Source organism: Actinoplanes teichomyceticus ATCC 31121 (assembly GCF_003711105.1).
GTDB lineage: Bacteria > Actinomycetota > Actinomycetes > Mycobacteriales > Micromonosporaceae > Actinoplanes > Actinoplanes teichomyceticus.
Window position 1 is genome coordinate 8,148,262 of sequence record NZ_CP023865.1, and the last position, 16,077, is coordinate 8,164,338.

The following is a 16,077-nucleotide window of genomic DNA, read 5'->3' on the forward strand; positions in this document are numbered from 1 at the left end:
GTCAGTAGTCCCAGGGCTGCCCGCTCTGTTCGTACTGGGCGATCGGGACCAGTGCGGCGTCCGGCGCCATCCGGTCCACGTACAACCGGCCCTCCAGGTGGTCGATCTCGTGGCTGACCAGCCGGGCCAGCGCCCGTTCGAAGACGGTCACCACCCGGGTGCCGTCGAACCGGGCGTGCTCCACCTCGACGCGCAGCGGCCGGCGGACCCGGCCGCGGTAGTCGAAGAAGGACAGACAGCCCTCGTACTGCTCGTCGCACTCCATCGACTCGCCGACCACCCGCGGGTTGAGCAGCACCACCGGCTCCACCTCGCGCTCCGGCGCGCGGACCACGGCGGCCGCCACCGGCAGTCCGATCTGTGGCGCGGCCAGGCCCACCCCCTTGTTGAATTCGTGCAGGTCCTCCAGCTGAGCGAGCGAGGTGAGCAGGCGGGTGACCGTCTCCTGGGCGGCCGGCCCCTCCCGGGGCAGCTGGAAGTGCCGGGCCCGCTGGCGGAGCAGGTCCGAGCCGCGCTGCACGATGCCGATGCCGCGCATCCGGTGCGAGGCGCGGGGCAGGGTGGGCGGCTCGGGGGGGCCGAGTTCGTCGTACCTCGGCGCGTCCGGGCCACGGAACCGCCACTCCAGGCGGTACCGGGCGTTCAACAGGGGCTGATCGGTGGACCACTCGAAAATGGCGCGACCTCCCTCGTTGCGGCGTTCCAGTGGGCTGCGCACCGGAACCTCGGCGGCGAGCGACACCTCGACCCCCCAGACCTGGGGCTCGAAGCGCTCCGGAAAGTTCAGGCGTACGGTCAGCGAGCGGGTGGGCAGCCGGACGGCGCGCTGGAACCACTGGCCCCACTTCTGTTCGCCGACCGTGTAGGCGTACTCGATCGTGGTGCGCTCGCCGGGGTAGAGCGGGAACTGGCCGCGCTCGTTGGCGAACAGCAGCCAGATCTCCTTGGCCGCGTCCCGGTCCAGCTTGACCCGCCACCGCATGGGCTCGGCCGCGTCGCCCTCGCCGGCCCGGGCCTGCACGTCCATCTCGTCGAAGGTGAGCGGGTGCTCCCGGTGGTGCCGGTTCGAGCCGGCCGGGTCGTTCGGGTACCGGTCGACGGCTACCTTCACGAGGTAGCGGGTCACCGGCTCGACGCCGGCGTTGTAGAGCGACCGCCGCACCCGGCAGCGGTAGGCGGCGCCGACGTACGCCAGCTCGGCGATCTCGCGTTCGACGACCAGGCCGGCGCCCGGGGGCAGCCACTGGACCGGCACCGGCGGATCGCGGTGCGGGGCCGAGCCGCGCGCGTGGCGCAGCTCGTCGTACTCCTGGAAGCGCTGCCAGATCGCGCCGCCGGCGCCGAGCACCGCCTCGGCGCGGCGGGCGAAGTCCTCGGTCGGTTTGTGCCGGCGCCCCTCGACGTGGCTGACGTACGAGGGATCGAATCCCATGCGCGCGGCCAGCTGCTTCTTGGTCATTCCGCGCTCGACCCGCCATTGCGCAAGCGCCGTGACGAACTGATCTGCGGCCCGTTCGATGGGCGAGGTGGTCATCACGGATGTCCCCTTCGCGACGGCAGTCTCAGTGTCGCTGGCGCCGGGTATCCGAACGGGGCTAGTAGCGCGTTGCCGACAGGCATCTTGACAGATCCGGCATACCGCCACCCTGCGTCAGATGATCAACGCTTAAGGTGTTCGCCCGAAAGATCCTGTCGATGTGTTGGTTAGGCTAACCTTAACCGGGTACTCTCGATCTCCTCGGAACGGTGCCGAAGCGGCCAGGCGGAGAAGGCGGTGAACCCCGTGAGCGTCACCCTGGAGATCACCGATTCCCGCCCGCTGGCGCCGATCACCGCCACCCTGCGGACGATGTTCGGCGGCGTCGACGTGCCCGCCCTCGCGTCCGGGCTGACCGTGCACGACCGGTCCGGATGGGTCTCCGCGGCACGCCTGGCCGGGCCCGATCTGACCACCCTGCTGGAGTCCGCCGGCCGCCGGTGGGGCGCCCAGCCGCACGCCGCCGCCGCGCTCGCCTGGAAGACGTACACCTACTGGCTGGCCCTGCCCGCGGTGCTCGGCTGGGCCTCCGCCCGCCGGGTCCCGCTGGTCACCGCCGACAACGTGGTGATGAACTTCGACAACCCCGCCGTGATGATCACGCTGGGGTTGCGCCCGGGGACCCCGGTCGCCGTCCTGCCCACCGACCCGCTGGCGCTGGGCCGCCACCCCGACGCGCACGTCGTCCCGGACGAGGAGACGCTGCTCGCCGAGTTCCGCCGGGCCCTCGTCGACGAGCACCTGGCGCCGCTGCTGGACAGCATCCACAACCGGGTCCGCCTGGGGAAGCGGCCGCTGCTCGGCTCGCTGGCCTCCGGGATCGCGTACGGCATCCTCCGCTCCGCGGACATCACGCCGGGCTCCTCGGCCGAGTCGATCGACCGGCTCCTCGGCGCACTGGACATCCGCGACCTGATCGACCTGGCCCCGGCCGCGAACGGCACGCTCGACGTCCGCCGCAAGACCTGCTGCCTGGCCTTCACCCTCCCGAAGCCGAAGCTCTGCCCCGGCTGCTGCATCAAACCCTGATCCACCCCGCCGCCGGCCGCCGCTGGGATTTATCGAATTAGGGCCGCACGCCCCGGTAATCCCGAATTCCCGAACGACCGAGCCCGCCAGAACCCCTGAGCCAGGTCACCCTGGCCCCCGGAAAGACCGGCCTCACCCGTTGGGCTCGACCTCGGCATCGACCAGCGCCCGGACATCCCACACCCAGACCCCCCCACGCCACACCGGCCGGAACCCCACCAGATCCGACATGGTGCGGAGCATCTCGATGTCCCGGGTCTGCGGGGTGAGCACCACCACCGCGGCTTTCCAGTACCGCAGGTCGGCGAGGGTCATCTCGCGCCGCTCGGGGGTGACCTCCGGGGTCGGGTTGCCCTGGCGGATGGAGGTCATCAGGCCGCTGGTCGGCCGCCACGGCGGGGCGAACGCCGCGGTGTGGTCGGCCGGGTCCTGCGGGTTCTGGTTGGGCAGCAGCGCGTACGCCCCGGCGATCCGCATGTCCTGCCCGGTGTAGGCGCTCCAGCGCAGCGGGTCCGGGTAGTTGCTGTCCGGCAGCGGCAGGGTGACCACGGTGTGCTCGTCGTCGACGTACCGTTTCCACTGCCCGGACGTGACGAACGCCGGGACCGGGTCCATCGGGACCGTCACGAGCTGCACCGGCAGCAGCGGGACCAGCGCCATCGCCACCGCGGTGATCATCGCGATGCGGACCGGGCCGCGGGTGTGCGGCTGGTTGCGGACCAGATCGGCGGCGCGCTGGCAGCCGAGGGCGAGGACGATCCCGACGACCGGGGCGATCGCCATCGCCCACCGGGTCGGCACCGCCGAGTTCAGCACCGGCAGGTGGTGCAGGAAGGCCCAGATTCCCGGTACGCCGGTGTCGACCCCGTTCAGGAGAACGATCGGCCCCAGCGACATCGCCGCGAACAGCACGGCCAGGACGCCCAGGGTGAGCACCGCCGCGCTGCGCCGCAGCCAGAGGATCAGCCCGAAGAACAGGACCACCAGGCCCCAGCCGAAGAACGCGTTCTGCTCGGACGGGTTCTGCGCCAGCCGCAGCGGCACCTCGGCGTCGCCCGCGACCGAGTGCGTCGAATACGCGGTGAACGACCCCAGGTCAGCCCCGAAGCTCCGAACATATTCGGACAGGCCCCGGTACGACTGCGGGCCGAAGAACTGCACGCTGAGCGGGTACGCCAGCGCCGCCAGGGTGACCCCGCCGGCCACACCGAGCCCGCGCAGGAACGCGAGCACCTCGCCGCGATGCCGGTTGCGCCGGACCAGCCCCATCACCACGCAGAAGACCCCGAGCCCGACCGCGGTCATGAAGAGGATCTCGAGGTTGATGAACGCCTGCCAGATCAGCAGGCCGCCGAGCAGCAGCCCGTTGCGCGCGGCCCGGCCGGGCACGCGGAGTTCCAGGGTGCGCCAGATGATCAGCGGGACCAGGAACTGCGAGACGATGTTCGGGTGGCCGGCGGCGTGCGCGATCATGCTGGGCGCGAAGGTGCTGAACAGCGCGCCGACCCAGGCGGCGGCCCGAGAGGCCACGAGCCGGCGGGAGAGCACTAAATACCATGAGGCGCCGGTTAATGCCAATGCACCGGTGAGAAATACGTTGAACGCCACATGCGGACCGAACAGGAGAGTGACGGGCGTCAGTGGCAGCGAAACGGCCAACACCGAGGTGTTGGCCATCATGTTCACCCCATCGGGGTAATTCATGCGATCGGAGAAGAAGGGATATACGCCATCCGTGAGCACGCGGGCACCGTGCGCCAGCATCCACTCGAAGAAAGCCTGATCCTGCGGATCGTCCCGCAACTCATGATCAAGATTGAGCCACAACGGGGCCGTGACGAAGAGCGCAACAGCCAGGAAACTTGCCAATGCCGCGACGTCGTGCCAGGTGAGCACCCGCCACACAGGACGTCGCCGCGCAGGCCCCGTGGCCTGCTGTTCGGTGTTTTCCCGGACAGGCGCGGCGGAGATCGGCTCGGCCGCCGTGATGCCGTCCTCGAGTGCGCGCAGCTCGGCGTCCAGGTCGTCGGCTGCGGTCACTCGCCCGGGCGGCAGAACGTTCTCACCGGCCGACTGGCCCGTCGAGTCAAAACCCGTAATCGTCATAGCATCGGCGAGCCTAACCGAGGTTGGGAAGAGTTCCGCGGCGAGCGCCCGCAGCGTGATAGAGACGATATGTACGCGTGTTTTCCACGTGGCCGGGGATCACTCGCACGGGAACCGGCGACGACCGGCAACCGAACGAAGTGCCCCGACCGCCTATGTCTCGATCAGGCCAAAAAATCGGCGCGCCCCGGTGGTCAACTTTCGGATAGCGCCCCCAGATGGTTAACTTCACCGGTCCCGCTGTCAGCTCGGATCGGCAAGATGAGGGAACCTCACCCATGGCAGACATCACTGGAGACCAGCGGATCCAGTCCGAAGTGCTGGAAGGCCTCGCCACGGCCGTGAACCACCGCCGGTGGTTCGTCGAGCTCGCTCTCCCATACCTCGGGGACAACCCCATCGAGATCGGCAGCGGCCTCGGCGACTACGCCATCGAGTGGGCGGAGCACCTGCCGCGGTTCACCGCGACGGAGGCCGACCCGGACCGGCTGGTGCTGCTCAAGGAACGGATGGCGGCGTACCCGAACATCGAGGTGCGGCAGATGCTGCTGCCCGCGCAGGATGCCGCCGGGGAGTACAGCGCCGCCGTGTCGTACAACGTGCTGGAGCACATCGAGGACCACGTCGGCGCGCTGCGCAGCATGGCGGACCTGGTGCGCCCGGGCGGCCGCGTGATCATCATCGTGCCGGCGTTCATGTTCGCGATGAGCCAGGTCGACATCGCCACCGGACACATCCGGCGGTACACGAAGAAGACCCTGGGCGCCGCCTTCGCCGAGGCCGGCCTGCAGATGGAGAAGATCCACTACGCGAACGCCCTGGGCCTGATCGGCTACTACGGCGCGACCAGCATCTTCAAGCTGGCCCCGAAGGAGGGGCCGATGGTGAAGGTCTACGACTCGCTGGTGCTGCCGGTCACCAAGGCAGCCGAGCGCCTGGTCAAGCCGCCGTTCGGCCAGTCGGTGTTCGCGGTGGCCCGCACGCCCCGCTAGGGCGGGACCGCAGCGACATCCGAGGCGACGGCCGGGCGGCCGTCGCCTCGCTGTTTGCGCCGCGGATCAGCCCCGGACCTGGAAGGTCGGGCGCAGCGTGGCCCGGGCCAGGGTGTGGAAGGCCAGGTTGAAGCCGACGTACGCCGGAGTCACGTCCGGCGTGACGTCGAGCCGGTCCACGTCGATCGCGTGCACCGCGAAGACGTACCGGTGCGGGCGGTCGCCGGGCGGCGGGGCGGCCCCGCCGTAGTTGCGCTCGCCGTAGTCGTTGCGGACGCAGAAGGCGCCCTCCGGCAGCGGGTCGACACCCCGATCCAAAGCGGTCACCGACACGGGCAGGTTGACGAGCACCCAGTGCCAGAACCCGCTGCCCGTGGGCGCGTCCGGGTCGAAGCAGGTGACCACGAAGCCCCGGGTCTCGTCGGGGAAGCCCGACCAGGACAGCTGGGGCGACAGGTTCTTCCCGCCGACGCTGGTGTGCGCGTACAACTCGTCGAGCGGCTGCCCGTCCGTCACGTCCGCGCTGGTCACCGTGAATGACGGGACCTGCGGCAGGAGGTCGTACGGATCTGGGGCCAGAGCTCGGTCAAGACTCATGGGGTCCTCCGGCGAAAGTGGCTTAACTGATCTGGCATTCCCACGATGAGCCGAGAGTAACCGCCGCAGGTGTCGCCCGCCTTTCGCCAGTGTTGCCGGCGCCGGTCACTCGTGCGGGTAAACGCACAGGTGGTGCGCGTCGTCATCGCGGGGATCGGTGATGCTCTGTCAGACATCCGACCGGGTGCGTACGGCTGAGACCCCCGTGCCCGGTGGCGATCGGTACGCGACAGCGGCCAAGCAAGCCGGCACCCGTCAGCACGGCGGGTGCCTGCTGCTGTGCGGGGGATCACGGCGCGTGCCGGCCGTTGTCCGCGGGAACACCGCGCGTGCCGGCCGCTGTCCGCGGGAACACCGCGCGTGCCGGCCGCTGTCCGCGAGAACACCACGCGTGCCGGCCGCTGTCCGCGAGAACACCGCGCGTGCCGGCCGCTGTCCGCGGAAGCAGCCTCAGCGGCCCGGGATCCGTTCCACCCGCAGCCCCCGGTAGAGCTTGCGGTAGACCACCCCGGTCCGGTGGTTGCCCGCGTCGATCATCATCCCGCGGCCCATGTAGATGCCCACGTGTCCATGCCCCACCACCAGGTCGCCGGGCCGTGCCTGCGAGCGCGGGATCCGCCGGGCGCGCGCCGCCTGCCCGCCGGACGAGTGCGGCAGCCGCATACCGGCCCGCGCGTACGCCTGCCGGGTCAGACCCGAGCAGTCGAATCCGCCACGTCCCTCACCGCCCCGGACGTACCGCCTGCCGAGCTGCGACCGGGCGTACGCGATCACCGCGCGCATCCGGGCGTGTCCCGAGCCGTACACCCGCCGCTCGGCGGTGCGCCGCACCGACTTGCGCACCATGCCGCGGTGCGACACCGTGGTCCGCCGCTGGGCGACCATCACGCGCCGCTGGGCCGCCCGGTGCCGCGGCGCCGCGCTGTGCTCCACGCGGGAACTGTGCTCCACACGCGTGCCGCGCTCCGGGCGCTGTGCCTCCCGGGACACCCGGGCGACCGGCCGCCGGGGCGGCTGTGCGGCGCTCGGGCGTACCCGCGGCGGGGCCAGCGGCGCGGGTCGTACGGTCGCCGCGCGACGCTGTATCGCCCGGCCGGCGCGGGCGGCTGCCGTCTCGCGCTGCTGATACAGACTCTCGTCGAATCCGCTCGGGACCCCGGGCAGGGCGGCGCCCACCCGGTTCCCGGCGGACGGACCCGCCCGGGACGCAGCCAATGGCTCCAGGTCGGCCGATCGGGACGTGGCCGGTGGCTCCAGATCGGCCGGCCGGGCCGGCGGAGCTTGGACAGCCTCCGCGGCGTGTTCGGCAGGGTCTACGCCGGGTGCGATGACGGCCAGCGCGAGAGCGCTCGCGGTCAGCACGCGGCGTGTGGACGTACCGTGCAGTGTTGCCTCCGAAATAGGCCCAGGGCACTCACGCGCATCCCATCCACAGCGCGGCCGATGCTGCGGCGCCACGCTTTTGCCGCCGTCGAAGGAGGGCAATGGGAACCCGGACAACTTTGTGTATTCCGTGGACCATGCCAACACACCTTGTATTACGGCGTGGCTGGATTCAGATAATTAATCCCTCGACCTCGAACGGATAAAGGGCCGCGTCACTCAGCGGCCGGCAGCGACATCCGGATGCCCGGAGTGGACATCGAACCGTGCATGGACACCTCGCTGAGCTGCGCGTCCTTCGGCACGTCAAAGGGCAGGACACCGTTCACCGAAGCCCCCGGACGGATCGTTCCCAGCAATGTCGGGTTGTCATCGTTGAGAAAGACCGCGGCCTCGTCGGCGACGGCGTAAGCTGCACCGTTGGAGTCGTAGACGCGCTGCGCGGAGCTGTCGAACAGTTCCGGCTCGACTCCGTTGTTGGTGACCCGTACGTCCAGCAGACAGAACTGGCCGTGCGCGCGCTGTTCCAGCCCGTCCGGACCGACCGCGGAAACACCGCACCGCACCCGATTGACCCGGACGCTGAAACCACCCGGCGCGACCTCGGCGGGATCGGCCGCCGGCAGCCCGCGGATCACCGCCGGGCCGCCGGCCGGGCGGTCGGCGGTCGCCACCGCCCAGATGCCGAAGACGATCAGCGACGCGACGGCGAGAAGGCCACCGCCCACCCAAATCCGCGCCCGCCAGCGCAGCGTCCACTCGTCCGCACCGTCGTCATCCGGATCGATCGCCGCAATGGTCGCGGAACGGTGCGGTGTGTACGTCACGGTGTCCCCCAGCGAACGGATCCGGGGCGCACCCGGGGATCGGACGCGCTGTCCGTCCATGCTGGGTTCGCCGCGGCCACGCATAGCCACGACTCGCCGCAAAACCGACTTTATCGGTCATACCTCGGATGGCATATTCCCCCGATCGGATGATCAGCGCAGCAGCAGGATCTTCCCCAGGTGGTCGCTGGACTCCATCAGCCGCTGCGCCTGCGCCGCCTCGGCCAGCGGGAACGTGGTGTGGATGATCGGCTTCACCAGCCCCGCAGCGACCAGCGGCCACACCTGCTCCCGGACCCCGGCGACGATCCGCGACTTCTCCGGAACCGGGCGGGCCCGCAGCGAGGTGGAGGAGACGGTGCCGCGCTTGGCCATCAGCGCGCCGAGGTCCAGCTCGGCCCGGGCGCCACCCTGGAAACCGATCACCGAGATCCGTCCGCCCGGGGCGAGCGCCTCGATGTTGCGGGCCAGGTACTTCGCTCCGATGATGTCGAGCACCACGTCGGCGCCACGGCCGCCGGTGGCGTCGCGCACCGCCCGTACGAAATCCTGCTCCTGATAGTCGATCGTCACGTCGGCGCCGAGCGCACGCAGCCGCTCGTGTTTCGCCGCCCGCGCGGTGACCAGCACCGTCGCGCCCAGCGCCTTGCCCAGCTGCACCGCGAACGTGCCGATCCCGCTGCCGCCACCGTGCACCAGGAACGTCTCGCCGGCGCGCAGCCGGTCGTGCGACACCACGTTGGACCACACCGTGCAGGCCACCTCGGGCAGCGCGGCCGCCTCGACCAGCGACAGCCCGGCCGGCACCGGAAGCAGCTGACCGGCCGGCACCGCGACGCGCTCCGCATAGCCCCCGCCGGCCAGCAGCGCACAGACCCGCTCGCCGACGTGGTGACCCTCGACACCCGGCCCGAGCGCGCTGATCACCCCCGAGCACTCCAGACCCGGATAGTCCGGCGCGCCCGGCGGCGGCGGATAGTGTCCCTCGCGTTGCAGCAGGTCAGCGCGGTTCACCGCGGCGGCGGTGACGTCCACGATCACCTCGTTGTCGCCCGGCTCCGGCTCCGGAACCTCGGTCCACCGCAGCTGCTTGTCCTCGATCACGATCGCGTGCATGGCTTCGACTGTGCCCCATGGGTACGACACCGACACAGCGGGCCGCGAACGTCTGGCAGACTGGAGCGGCACTACGGGAGGGCTCGCCTAGTGGCCGATGGCGCCGGTCTTGAAAACCGGTATGGGGTAACTCATCGTGGGTTCGAATCCCACGCCCTCCGCTCGTACCCCCGAACAGCAGAAACGCCCGGCCCCGGCCGAAGCCGGGAGCCGGGCGTCAGCGACGCCGGAGCGTCAGCGGGTCAGCTTGACCTGCTTGCTCTTGCCGTACGACGAGTTGCCCACCTTGTCCACGGCGGCGTACCCGATGATCAGGTAGCCCTTCTTCGGCGTGGCGATCTTCACCGACCACTTGCCGCCCTTGACGGTGGCGTAGCGGACCTTGGACTTGCTGACGCTGCCCTTGACCCACTTCTTGCCGTTGAAGTAGTACTGCGTCGACCCGCGGACCTGGCCGACCACGATCGCCACCTGGCGGGCCCCGGCGCCGCTGTCGGCCGAGGTGCCGCGGATGGTCTTCCAGGAGGTGCCCCGGTTCGACTTCGACGGCGTCGTGATCTTGATGGTCGGGTTGGTGTAGTCGAGCTTGACGTTCACCGTGCCGACGGTCAGTGGGGCGGACAGGCCCGCGCTGTTGAACAGCTGGACGGTCACCTTGTGGGCGCCGCTGTAGGCGAACTTGTGCGCCACCGTGCGGGTGGTGCGGGTCACCAGGCTCTGGGTGCCGTCGTCCCAGCCGATCCGGACCCGGCTGACGTTCGCCGGGACGCCGGCGAGCGACACGCTGACCGGCAGCGTGCCGGACGGGCCGCGCCAGGTGGTGCGGGTGCTGAGGCGGTAGGTGCCGGCGACCTTGGCCACCGTGACCCGGCTGGCGCCGGTGAAGGTGCCGGTCGCGTTGCCGTCGAGGTCGTTGAGCTGGACCGAGACCTGGTACGAACCGGGCGACGCGTAGTTGTGCTGCCTCGACGCCTCGGTGGCGGACAGGTAGCTGCTGCTGCCGTCGCCCCAGTTGACGAGCTGGCCGAGCAGCCGGTCGTCCTCGTTGCCGGTCAGCGAGACCCGCTTGATCGTCACCGCCTGTCCGGCGTAGACGTTGGTGAAGTTGAGCTGGTAAGCGCCCTGCGCCGGAGCGTCGGCGGCCTGCGCCGGCTGCGCCAGCAGGCCGGCCGACAGGACGGCGCCGAGGCCGGCGGCGAGCAGGGTGGACAGCCTGCGAGGCTGGGTGAGAGGCATGGGTCCCCCGGAAGGCGGGCCGGGCGAGTGGTCAGCCCGACGCGGAAGTCGATCAATCTGGCGATCAACTTACTCATCGCGCGCAAGCCCGCCAACCGGAATTAGGACCTCAACTGGTGAGCTTCACAACCTTGCCGTCCGGGGCGTAGATGTTGCCGACCCGGTCACCAGCGGCGGTCCAGACGATCAGGTACCCCTTGGTCGGCGCAACGGCGGGCTTGAATGACCATTTGCCGTTGGATCCCGACCGTACGGCGAAGGCCTTGGCGTTACGGGCGTCGCCCTTCACCCACTTCTTGCCGTCGTAGTAGTACTCCGTGGTGCCGCGCACCTGGGCCAGTCCGATGACCGCGAGGTCCAGGCCGGACGCCTTGTCACCGGCGGTGCCGCGGATGGTGCGCCAGGACGACGCCCGGGACGGCTTCGACGGCGTGGTGATCGTGACGTACGGCTGCGCGGTGTCGGACCGGACCACCACACTGCCCACCGCGAGCGGCGACGAGTCACCGTTCTCGTCGGCCAGGGTGACCGTCACCTTGCGCGTGCCGGCCGCCTGGTAGGTGTGCACCACCCGCGTGGTGGTCCGGGCCACCTCGCTGACCGTGCCGTCGCCCCAGCCGATCTTCACGGTGTCGGCGGCCGCCGGGACGCCGCTCAGCGACAACGCGGTGGGCTGGGTGCCGTCCGGTCCGCGCCACACGGCCGGCACCAGCACCCGGTACGTGCCGGAGACCTTCGCCACCGTCACGGTGTCGCTGCCGGGGAACGTGCCGGCGCTGTCGCCGTCCAGGTCGGTGATGGCGACCCGGACGCGGTAGGCGCCCGGGGTCGCGTACCGGTGGTCGAGGGCGGTGCCGTCACCCATCGGGTCGACGGTGCCGTCACCCCAGTCGACCTGCCGGTTCTGCACCGAGCCGTCCTCGTTGCCGGTGAGCGAGAGCTGGGTGAGGGTGACCCGCTGCCCGGCGAGGACGCTGGTCGCGGCGAGCTGGTAGGCGCCCTGTGCCGGGTCGCCGGCGGCTTGCGCCGGCTGCGCCGCCAGGCCGGCGGCGAGCAGGCCGGTCAACCCGGCGGCGACCACGGCGGCGGGGCGGCGGGATCGGATGGCGAGCATGGATCTCCCTGACGGGTACGACAGTGGGGGGTCGCCGTCAGAGATCGGTCAGTCACGCGGCGGGTTGAGGATCATCTGCGGGCCGGTGCCGCGGGTCGCCAGCCGGTCCCGCGGGTTGATCAGATGGCACCGCTGCAGCGACAGGCACCCGCACCCGATGCAGCCGGTCAGCTGGTCACGCAGACGCTCCATCATCGCGATCCGCTCGTTGAGCCGGTGCCGCCAGCGGCTGGAGAGCCGGGCCCAGTCGGCCCTGGTCGGTGTCCGGTTCTCCGGCAGCTCGGCGAGCGCCTCGCGGATCTCGTCGAGCGACACCCCGACCTGCTGGGCGATCTTGATGAAGGCGATCCGGCGCAGATCGGCCCGTTCGTAACGCCGCTGGTTGCCGCCGGTGCGGGCGGCGTGCAGCAGGCCCTCCCGCTCGTAGTAGCGCAGCGCCGAGGCGGCCACCCCGCTGCGGGCCGCCATCTCCCCGATGGTGAGGGTCTCCATCCGTGCCCCCTTGAGTTGAAGTTCACTTCAACTTGCAGTCTATCCGACATGACGGTGACCACGCTGCGCCGATTGACCGGCGACGAGAAACACGCACCGAGCGCGCACTCCACCCTGGACGTTCTCCGGGTGCTCTACGAACGGGTGCTCCGGATCAGCCCATCGACGGTCGACGCGCCGGACCGGGACCGTTTCCTGCTCTCCAAGGGGCACGGGCCGGCCGCGTACTACGCGGTGCTGGCCGACCGCGGATTCATCCCGGATGACTGGCTGGACCGGATGGGCCAGTGGCACAGCCCGCTCGGCACCCACCCGGACCGGGTGCTGATCCCGGGCGTCGAGGTGGGCACCGGGTCGCTCGGGCACGGGCTGGGGCTCGCGGTCGGGGTGGCGCTCGGCCTGCGCGCCCAGGGCTTCGCCCGGACCCGGACCTTCGTGCTGCTCGGCGACGCGGAACTGGACGAGGGGTCGAACCACGAGGCGATCGCGTACGCCGCGGCGATCCGGCTGCCGCTGACCGCGATCGTGATCGACAACCGGTCGGCCACCCACGGCTGGCCGGGCGGGATCCCGGCGCGCTTCCCGAACTGGTCGGTCGCGCTGGTCGACGGGCACGACCACGACGAGATCGAGCGGGGCCTGCTGGCCCGCGGCGACCGGCCGCACCTGGTCGTCGCCACCGTCGAACCGAAGGGAGCCTGATCATGCGGGACACGTTCGTCGCCACCACCACCGCGCTGCTCGACGAGGACCCGCGGACCGCGCTGGTGCTCGCCGACATCTCGGCCGACGCGTTCGCCCCGGCGCTGCGCCGGCATCCGGACCGGGCGCTCAACGTCGGCATCCGGGAGCAGCTGATGGTCGGCGTCGGCGGTGGGCTCGCGCTCACCGGGATGCGGCCCTACCTGCACTCGTACGCCCCGTTCCTGATCGACCGGGCCTACGAGCAGATCAAGCTGGACCTGGGTCACCAGGACGCCGGCGCGGTGCTGGTCAGCATCGGCGCCTCGTACGACGCGGCGGCCGCCGGCTACACCCACCAGTCCCCCGGCGACGTCGCCCTGCTGGACACCCTGGACGGCTGGACCGTGCAGGTCCCCGGGCACCGCGACGAGGTGCCGGCGATGCTGCGCGAGGCGGCCCGGCACGACGATCGGGTGTACATCCGGCTCTCCGCACAGGAGAACGACCGGGCGCACCCGGACGGCGGGCGGCTGCGGGTGCTGCGGCGCGGCGGGCCGCTGGTGCTGGCGGTCGGACCGATGCTCGATGCGGTGCTGGCCGCGACCCGCGGCATGGACGTCACCGTGGCGTACACCAACACGCCGCGGCCGCTGGACGTCGAAGGGCTGCGGCTGCTCACCGAGGCCGAGGTGATCGTGGTCGAGCCGTACCTGGCCGGCACGTCGGCGCGACTGGTCGGCGAGGCGCTCAGCGGCGTGCCGCACCGCGCGCTGCACCTGGGCGTCGCCCGCACCGAGATCCGCGACTACGGCACCTGGCACGACCACGCCCGGGCGCACGGCGTGGACGCGGCGGGCCTGCGCCGGTCGATCGCGGACTTCCTAGGCGAGGGTGGCCCGCTCGCCCAGGAACACCTCGCGTAGCACCGACTCGAACCGCCACACCGACTCGGTGTCCGAGAACCGCATCCGGAAGCGCTCGCGTACGCCGTCCACCGCGGTCGCGGCCATCTCCAGCGCCGGCCGGGTCAGATCGGGCCGCCAGGTGACGTTGCTCAGGTGCCGCAGGTTCACGTTCAGGTGCAGCCGGAGCCGGTGCAGCACCGGCGTCTCCCGGATCACCACGAGACGGCGGCGGGTCAGCAGCAGCAGGTAGTCGCCGGCGAGCGGAGCCTCCGGCCGCTGACAGCGGGTCACCAGGACGGCGTCGTCGTCGGCGTCGACGCAACGCTCCACGATCGGGAGATGCCGGCTGGGGATGACCGCGCCGGCATCGATGACGGCGGGGAGGAACGTACGCGAGATCACGTCCATGCGCTGTTCAACGGGCTGTCAGCCGCGAAGGCAGCGGCTTGAGCTGCTGAATAAGGAATTACAGCGGCCGGGCTGCCATAGTGTTCCCATGCAGTGGCGCGTCAAGCCGGTCCTGCCGGTCACCAAGCTGATCGCCGCCGTCGCCGTGGCCGCGCTGGCCGCCGTGTTCGCCGGCGCCGACCCGGTCCGCTGGGCGCTCGCCGGGGTCACCGGCTGCGGTCTGGTGGTGTGGGCGCTGCGCGATGTGCTGGTGCCGGTCCGCCTGACGGCGGACGCGGACGGCGTCACGGTGGTCACCGGCTTCGCCCGCCGGCGGCACCTGCGCTGGTCCGAGGTCGAACGCCTGCGCGTGGACCGGACCGCCCGGCGCGGCCTGCGCAGCGAACTGCTGGAGATCGACGCCGGTGACGCCATCTACCTGTTCAGCGCGCACGAGCTGGGCGCCGCACCGGAGGACGTCCGCACAGCTCTCGCCAGCCTGCGCGCCTGACCGAGATCCGCGGCCCCCACCGCCCGCCCAACACCGCTGAACCCGAGATGGTCGACCCGAAACACCTCGGCCACCTGGTCGCCGCGGTCCGCAAGGTGGGCGGTGTGTTCGGCGCGTACCGGGTCACGTCCGGCGCCTGATCCCTCGTTCCTTCCGCACAGACGAGATCGGCGGACCTACCGCAGGTGCGGTGGGTCCGCCGACCGAGCGGGATCAGCCGATCAGTAGATGGTGATCCTGGTGACCGTCTTGGTGGGCGAGAAGGGCGGCCACTGGACGTTGGGGGTGAGGGTGAGGGCGTTGCCGTCGCTGAAGGAGAACTTGACGGTGTTGTTGCCCGACCGGAAGACCTTCGCGTCGTTGATGGTGACGCTCATGACGCCCGCGTTGGCGAAGCAGTGGTGGTAGTTGAGACTCGTGGTCACCTGGACGAAGTCCGAGCGAGGACACGGCGTCGCGCGGTTGATGGCGAGTGCGGCGGTGGCCGGCACAGCCATCGTGGCGACGCCGCCCACAGCGGCGGCGAGAACGATGCGCTTCAATCCCGGTAGCATATAAAAGCCCTTTCACCAGGTCGAACCGACGGGGGCGGCGCACTTCTTGCGCTCGTCACCCCCATCGATGCCGACGCTATCAAGAAGATCGACTCAGCGGATCTTCCACTGTGGACGGCTGCCCCGCCGTTCCGGCCGGATCGCCGGTGTTCAGGTGCGGAAATGTGGCGCAGACCACGTCGATGTGACATGGGTAATTGACAGGTACCTCTGCGTCAACTAAATGGCCCGCCGGGAACACGAAGAGCCCGAGGGGATCCCCGGGCTCTTCGGCGCGCCGGTGGGCGCCGGCGACGGAGGTGCGCCAGGCAGCCGTCATCGTGAGCGTCGTGATGTCGACCTCCCGCTGGGGGCGCGGACCGGCACAGGTCGCACACCGGGCGACACAGCACCGCCGGAGCGGAGGCCGCCAGCGGCACGCGCAACGGGGCGCCACAGCACCGCCCGAGCGGCGGCGACACAGGGGTGTCGGTGGCAGCGCGGGTGACATGGCGCTACGGGGCACGACGCGACACAGGGGTGTCGGCGGCAGCGCGGGTGACATGGCGCTACGGGGCACGACGCGACACAGGAGTGTCGGCGGCAGCGCGCGTGACATGGCGCTACG

At 70.8% G+C, this 16,077-nt stretch carries 16 protein-coding genes and 1 tRNA gene; 6 read left to right on the forward strand and 11 right to left on the reverse strand.

Features of this window, described 5'->3' with window-relative positions; genetic code table 11:
• Nucleotide 1: 1 nt before the first annotated feature.
• Nucleotides 2-1,534 carry a peptide deformylase gene (locus ACTEI_RS35985; RefSeq protein ID WP_122981719.1) on the reverse strand — a complete coding sequence of 511 codons (1,533 nt, stop codon included), beginning with the start codon at nucleotides 1,532-1,534 and terminating at the stop codon, nucleotides 2-4.
• A gap of 315 nt (nucleotides 1,535-1,849) precedes the next feature.
• Between ACTEI_RS35985 and ACTEI_RS35990 the strand changes: the two genes are divergently transcribed.
• Nucleotides 1,850-2,566 (forward strand): hypothetical protein, encoded by a 717-nt coding sequence (locus ACTEI_RS35990; protein WP_122982627.1) that lies wholly within the window; start codon nucleotides 1,850-1,852, stop codon nucleotides 2,564-2,566.
• A gap of 132 nt (nucleotides 2,567-2,698) precedes the next feature.
• Here ACTEI_RS35990 and ACTEI_RS35995 read toward each other — a convergent pair whose 3' ends face one another.
• On the reverse strand, nucleotides 2,699-4,555 hold the full coding sequence (locus ACTEI_RS35995) for a DUF6311 domain-containing protein (protein WP_164466337.1): 1,857 nt from the start codon (nucleotides 4,553-4,555) through the stop codon (nucleotides 2,699-2,701).
• 395 nt (nucleotides 4,556-4,950) lie between these two features.
• Between ACTEI_RS35995 and ACTEI_RS36000 the strand changes: the two genes are divergently transcribed.
• Nucleotides 4,951-5,664, forward strand: coding sequence for a class I SAM-dependent methyltransferase (locus tag ACTEI_RS36000; RefSeq protein WP_122981721.1), 714 nt, complete (start codon nucleotides 4,951-4,953; stop codon nucleotides 5,662-5,664).
• Between the two features lie 66 nt (nucleotides 5,665-5,730).
• On the opposite strand, the gene ACTEI_RS36005 is transcribed toward ACTEI_RS36000, so the two are convergent.
• From ACTEI_RS36005 to ACTEI_RS36020, 4 genes are all read right to left on the reverse strand, one after another.
• A complete protein-coding gene (locus ACTEI_RS36005; protein ID WP_122981722.1) occupies nucleotides 5,731-6,261 on the reverse strand; it encodes a YbhB/YbcL family Raf kinase inhibitor-like protein in 531 nt (176 codons plus the stop codon).
• A gap of 450 nt (nucleotides 6,262-6,711) precedes the next feature.
• A complete protein-coding gene (locus tag ACTEI_RS36010) occupies nucleotides 6,712-7,194 on the reverse strand; it encodes a C40 family peptidase (protein ID WP_239082199.1) in 483 nt (160 codons plus the stop codon).
• Between the two features lie 665 nt (nucleotides 7,195-7,859).
• Complete coding sequence (locus ACTEI_RS36015; protein WP_239082200.1) at nucleotides 7,860-8,471, reverse strand: DUF4352 domain-containing protein; 612 nt, start codon at nucleotides 8,469-8,471, stop codon at nucleotides 7,860-7,862.
• Between the two features lie 153 nt (nucleotides 8,472-8,624).
• The gene (locus ACTEI_RS36020; protein ID WP_122981723.1) at nucleotides 8,625-9,587 is read right to left on the reverse strand and encodes an NAD(P)H-quinone oxidoreductase; all 963 of its coding nucleotides are present in this window, start codon (nucleotides 9,585-9,587) and stop codon (nucleotides 8,625-8,627) included.
• Between the two features lie 76 nt (nucleotides 9,588-9,663).
• Between ACTEI_RS36020 and ACTEI_RS36025 the strand changes: the two genes are divergently transcribed.
• Nucleotides 9,664-9,748: transfer RNA gene (locus tag ACTEI_RS36025), tRNA-Ser, on the forward strand.
• 73 nt (nucleotides 9,749-9,821) lie between these two features.
• Here the strand turns inward: ACTEI_RS36025 and ACTEI_RS36030 are convergent.
• The 3 genes from ACTEI_RS36030 to soxR all read right to left on the reverse strand — a co-directional run bounded on the left by ACTEI_RS36030 (nucleotide 9,822) and on the right by soxR (nucleotide 12,429).
• Nucleotides 9,822-10,823 carry a PKD domain-containing protein gene (locus ACTEI_RS36030; RefSeq protein WP_122981724.1) on the reverse strand — a complete coding sequence of 334 codons (1,002 nt, stop codon included), beginning with the start codon at nucleotides 10,821-10,823 and terminating at the stop codon, nucleotides 9,822-9,824.
• A 109-nt stretch (nucleotides 10,824-10,932) separates the two neighbouring features.
• Nucleotides 10,933-11,937, reverse strand: coding sequence for a PKD domain-containing protein (locus tag ACTEI_RS36035; protein ID WP_122981725.1), 1,005 nt, complete (start codon nucleotides 11,935-11,937; stop codon nucleotides 10,933-10,935).
• Nucleotides 11,938-11,985: 48 nt separating this feature from the next.
• Nucleotides 11,986-12,429, reverse strand: coding sequence for a redox-sensitive transcriptional activator SoxR (gene soxR, locus ACTEI_RS36040; protein ID WP_122981726.1), 444 nt, complete (start codon nucleotides 12,427-12,429; stop codon nucleotides 11,986-11,988).
• Between the two features lie 48 nt (nucleotides 12,430-12,477).
• Here soxR and ACTEI_RS36045 point away from each other — a divergent pair, with 48 nt between their 5' ends.
• The gene (locus tag ACTEI_RS36045) at nucleotides 12,478-13,131 is read left to right on the forward strand and encodes a thiamine pyrophosphate-dependent enzyme (protein ID WP_122981727.1); all 654 of its coding nucleotides are present in this window, start codon (nucleotides 12,478-12,480) and stop codon (nucleotides 13,129-13,131) included.
• A 2-nt stretch (nucleotides 13,132-13,133) separates the two neighbouring features.
• A complete protein-coding gene (locus ACTEI_RS36050) occupies nucleotides 13,134-14,036 on the forward strand; it encodes a transketolase family protein (protein ID WP_122981728.1) in 903 nt (300 codons plus the stop codon).
• On the opposite strand, the gene ACTEI_RS36055 is transcribed toward ACTEI_RS36050, so the two are convergent.
• Nucleotides 13,995-14,426, reverse strand: a complete 432-nt coding sequence (locus tag ACTEI_RS36055) for a hypothetical protein (RefSeq protein WP_122981729.1) — start codon at nucleotides 14,424-14,426, stop codon at nucleotides 13,995-13,997. The two genes, ACTEI_RS36050 and ACTEI_RS36055, sit on opposite strands and share 42 nt — an antisense overlap.
• Before the next feature lie 88 nt (nucleotides 14,427-14,514).
• Between ACTEI_RS36055 and ACTEI_RS36060 the strand changes: the two genes are divergently transcribed.
• Nucleotides 14,515-14,916 carry a PH domain-containing protein gene (locus tag ACTEI_RS36060; RefSeq protein ID WP_122981730.1) on the forward strand — a complete coding sequence of 134 codons (402 nt, stop codon included), beginning with the start codon at nucleotides 14,515-14,517 and terminating at the stop codon, nucleotides 14,914-14,916.
• Between the two features lie 221 nt (nucleotides 14,917-15,137).
• Here ACTEI_RS36060 and ACTEI_RS36065 read toward each other — a convergent pair whose 3' ends face one another.
• The gene (locus ACTEI_RS36065) at nucleotides 15,138-15,458 is read right to left on the reverse strand and encodes a beta/gamma crystallin domain-containing protein (protein ID WP_164466249.1); all 321 of its coding nucleotides are present in this window, start codon (nucleotides 15,456-15,458) and stop codon (nucleotides 15,138-15,140) included.
• Between the last annotated feature and the right edge of the window lie 619 nt (nucleotides 15,459-16,077).

Coding starts and splice junctions, on each gene's coding strand:
- ACTEI_RS36000 (WP_122981721.1), top strand. CDS start 4,951: ATGGCAGACATCACTGGAGACCAGCGGATCCAGTCCGAAGTGCTGGAA.
- ACTEI_RS36045 (WP_122981727.1), top strand. CDS start 12,478: ATGACGGTGACCACGCTGCGCCGATTGACCGGCGACGAGAAACACGCA.
- ACTEI_RS36035 (WP_122981725.1), bottom strand. CDS start 11,937: ATGCTCGCCATCCGATCCCGCCGCCCCGCCGCCGTGGTCGCCGCCGGG.
- ACTEI_RS36060 (WP_122981730.1), top strand. CDS start 14,515: ATGCAGTGGCGCGTCAAGCCGGTCCTGCCGGTCACCAAGCTGATCGCC.
- ACTEI_RS36050 (WP_122981728.1), top strand. CDS start 13,134: ATGCGGGACACGTTCGTCGCCACCACCACCGCGCTGCTCGACGAGGAC.
- ACTEI_RS36005 (WP_122981722.1), bottom strand. CDS start 6,261: ATGAGTCTTGACCGAGCTCTGGCCCCAGATCCGTACGACCTCCTGCCG.
- ACTEI_RS36020 (WP_122981723.1), bottom strand. CDS start 9,587: ATGCACGCGATCGTGATCGAGGACAAGCAGCTGCGGTGGACCGAGGTT.
- ACTEI_RS35990 (WP_122982627.1), top strand. CDS start 1,850: ATGTTCGGCGGCGTCGACGTGCCCGCCCTCGCGTCCGGGCTGACCGTG.
- ACTEI_RS36030 (WP_122981724.1), bottom strand. CDS start 10,823: ATGCCTCTCACCCAGCCTCGCAGGCTGTCCACCCTGCTCGCCGCCGGC.
- soxR (WP_122981726.1), bottom strand. CDS start 12,429: ATGGAGACCCTCACCATCGGGGAGATGGCGGCCCGCAGCGGGGTGGCC.
- ACTEI_RS35985 (WP_122981719.1), bottom strand. CDS start 1,534: ATGACCACCTCGCCCATCGAACGGGCCGCAGATCAGTTCGTCACGGCG.
- ACTEI_RS36055 (WP_122981729.1), bottom strand. CDS start 14,426: ATGGACGTGATCTCGCGTACGTTCCTCCCCGCCGTCATCGATGCCGGC.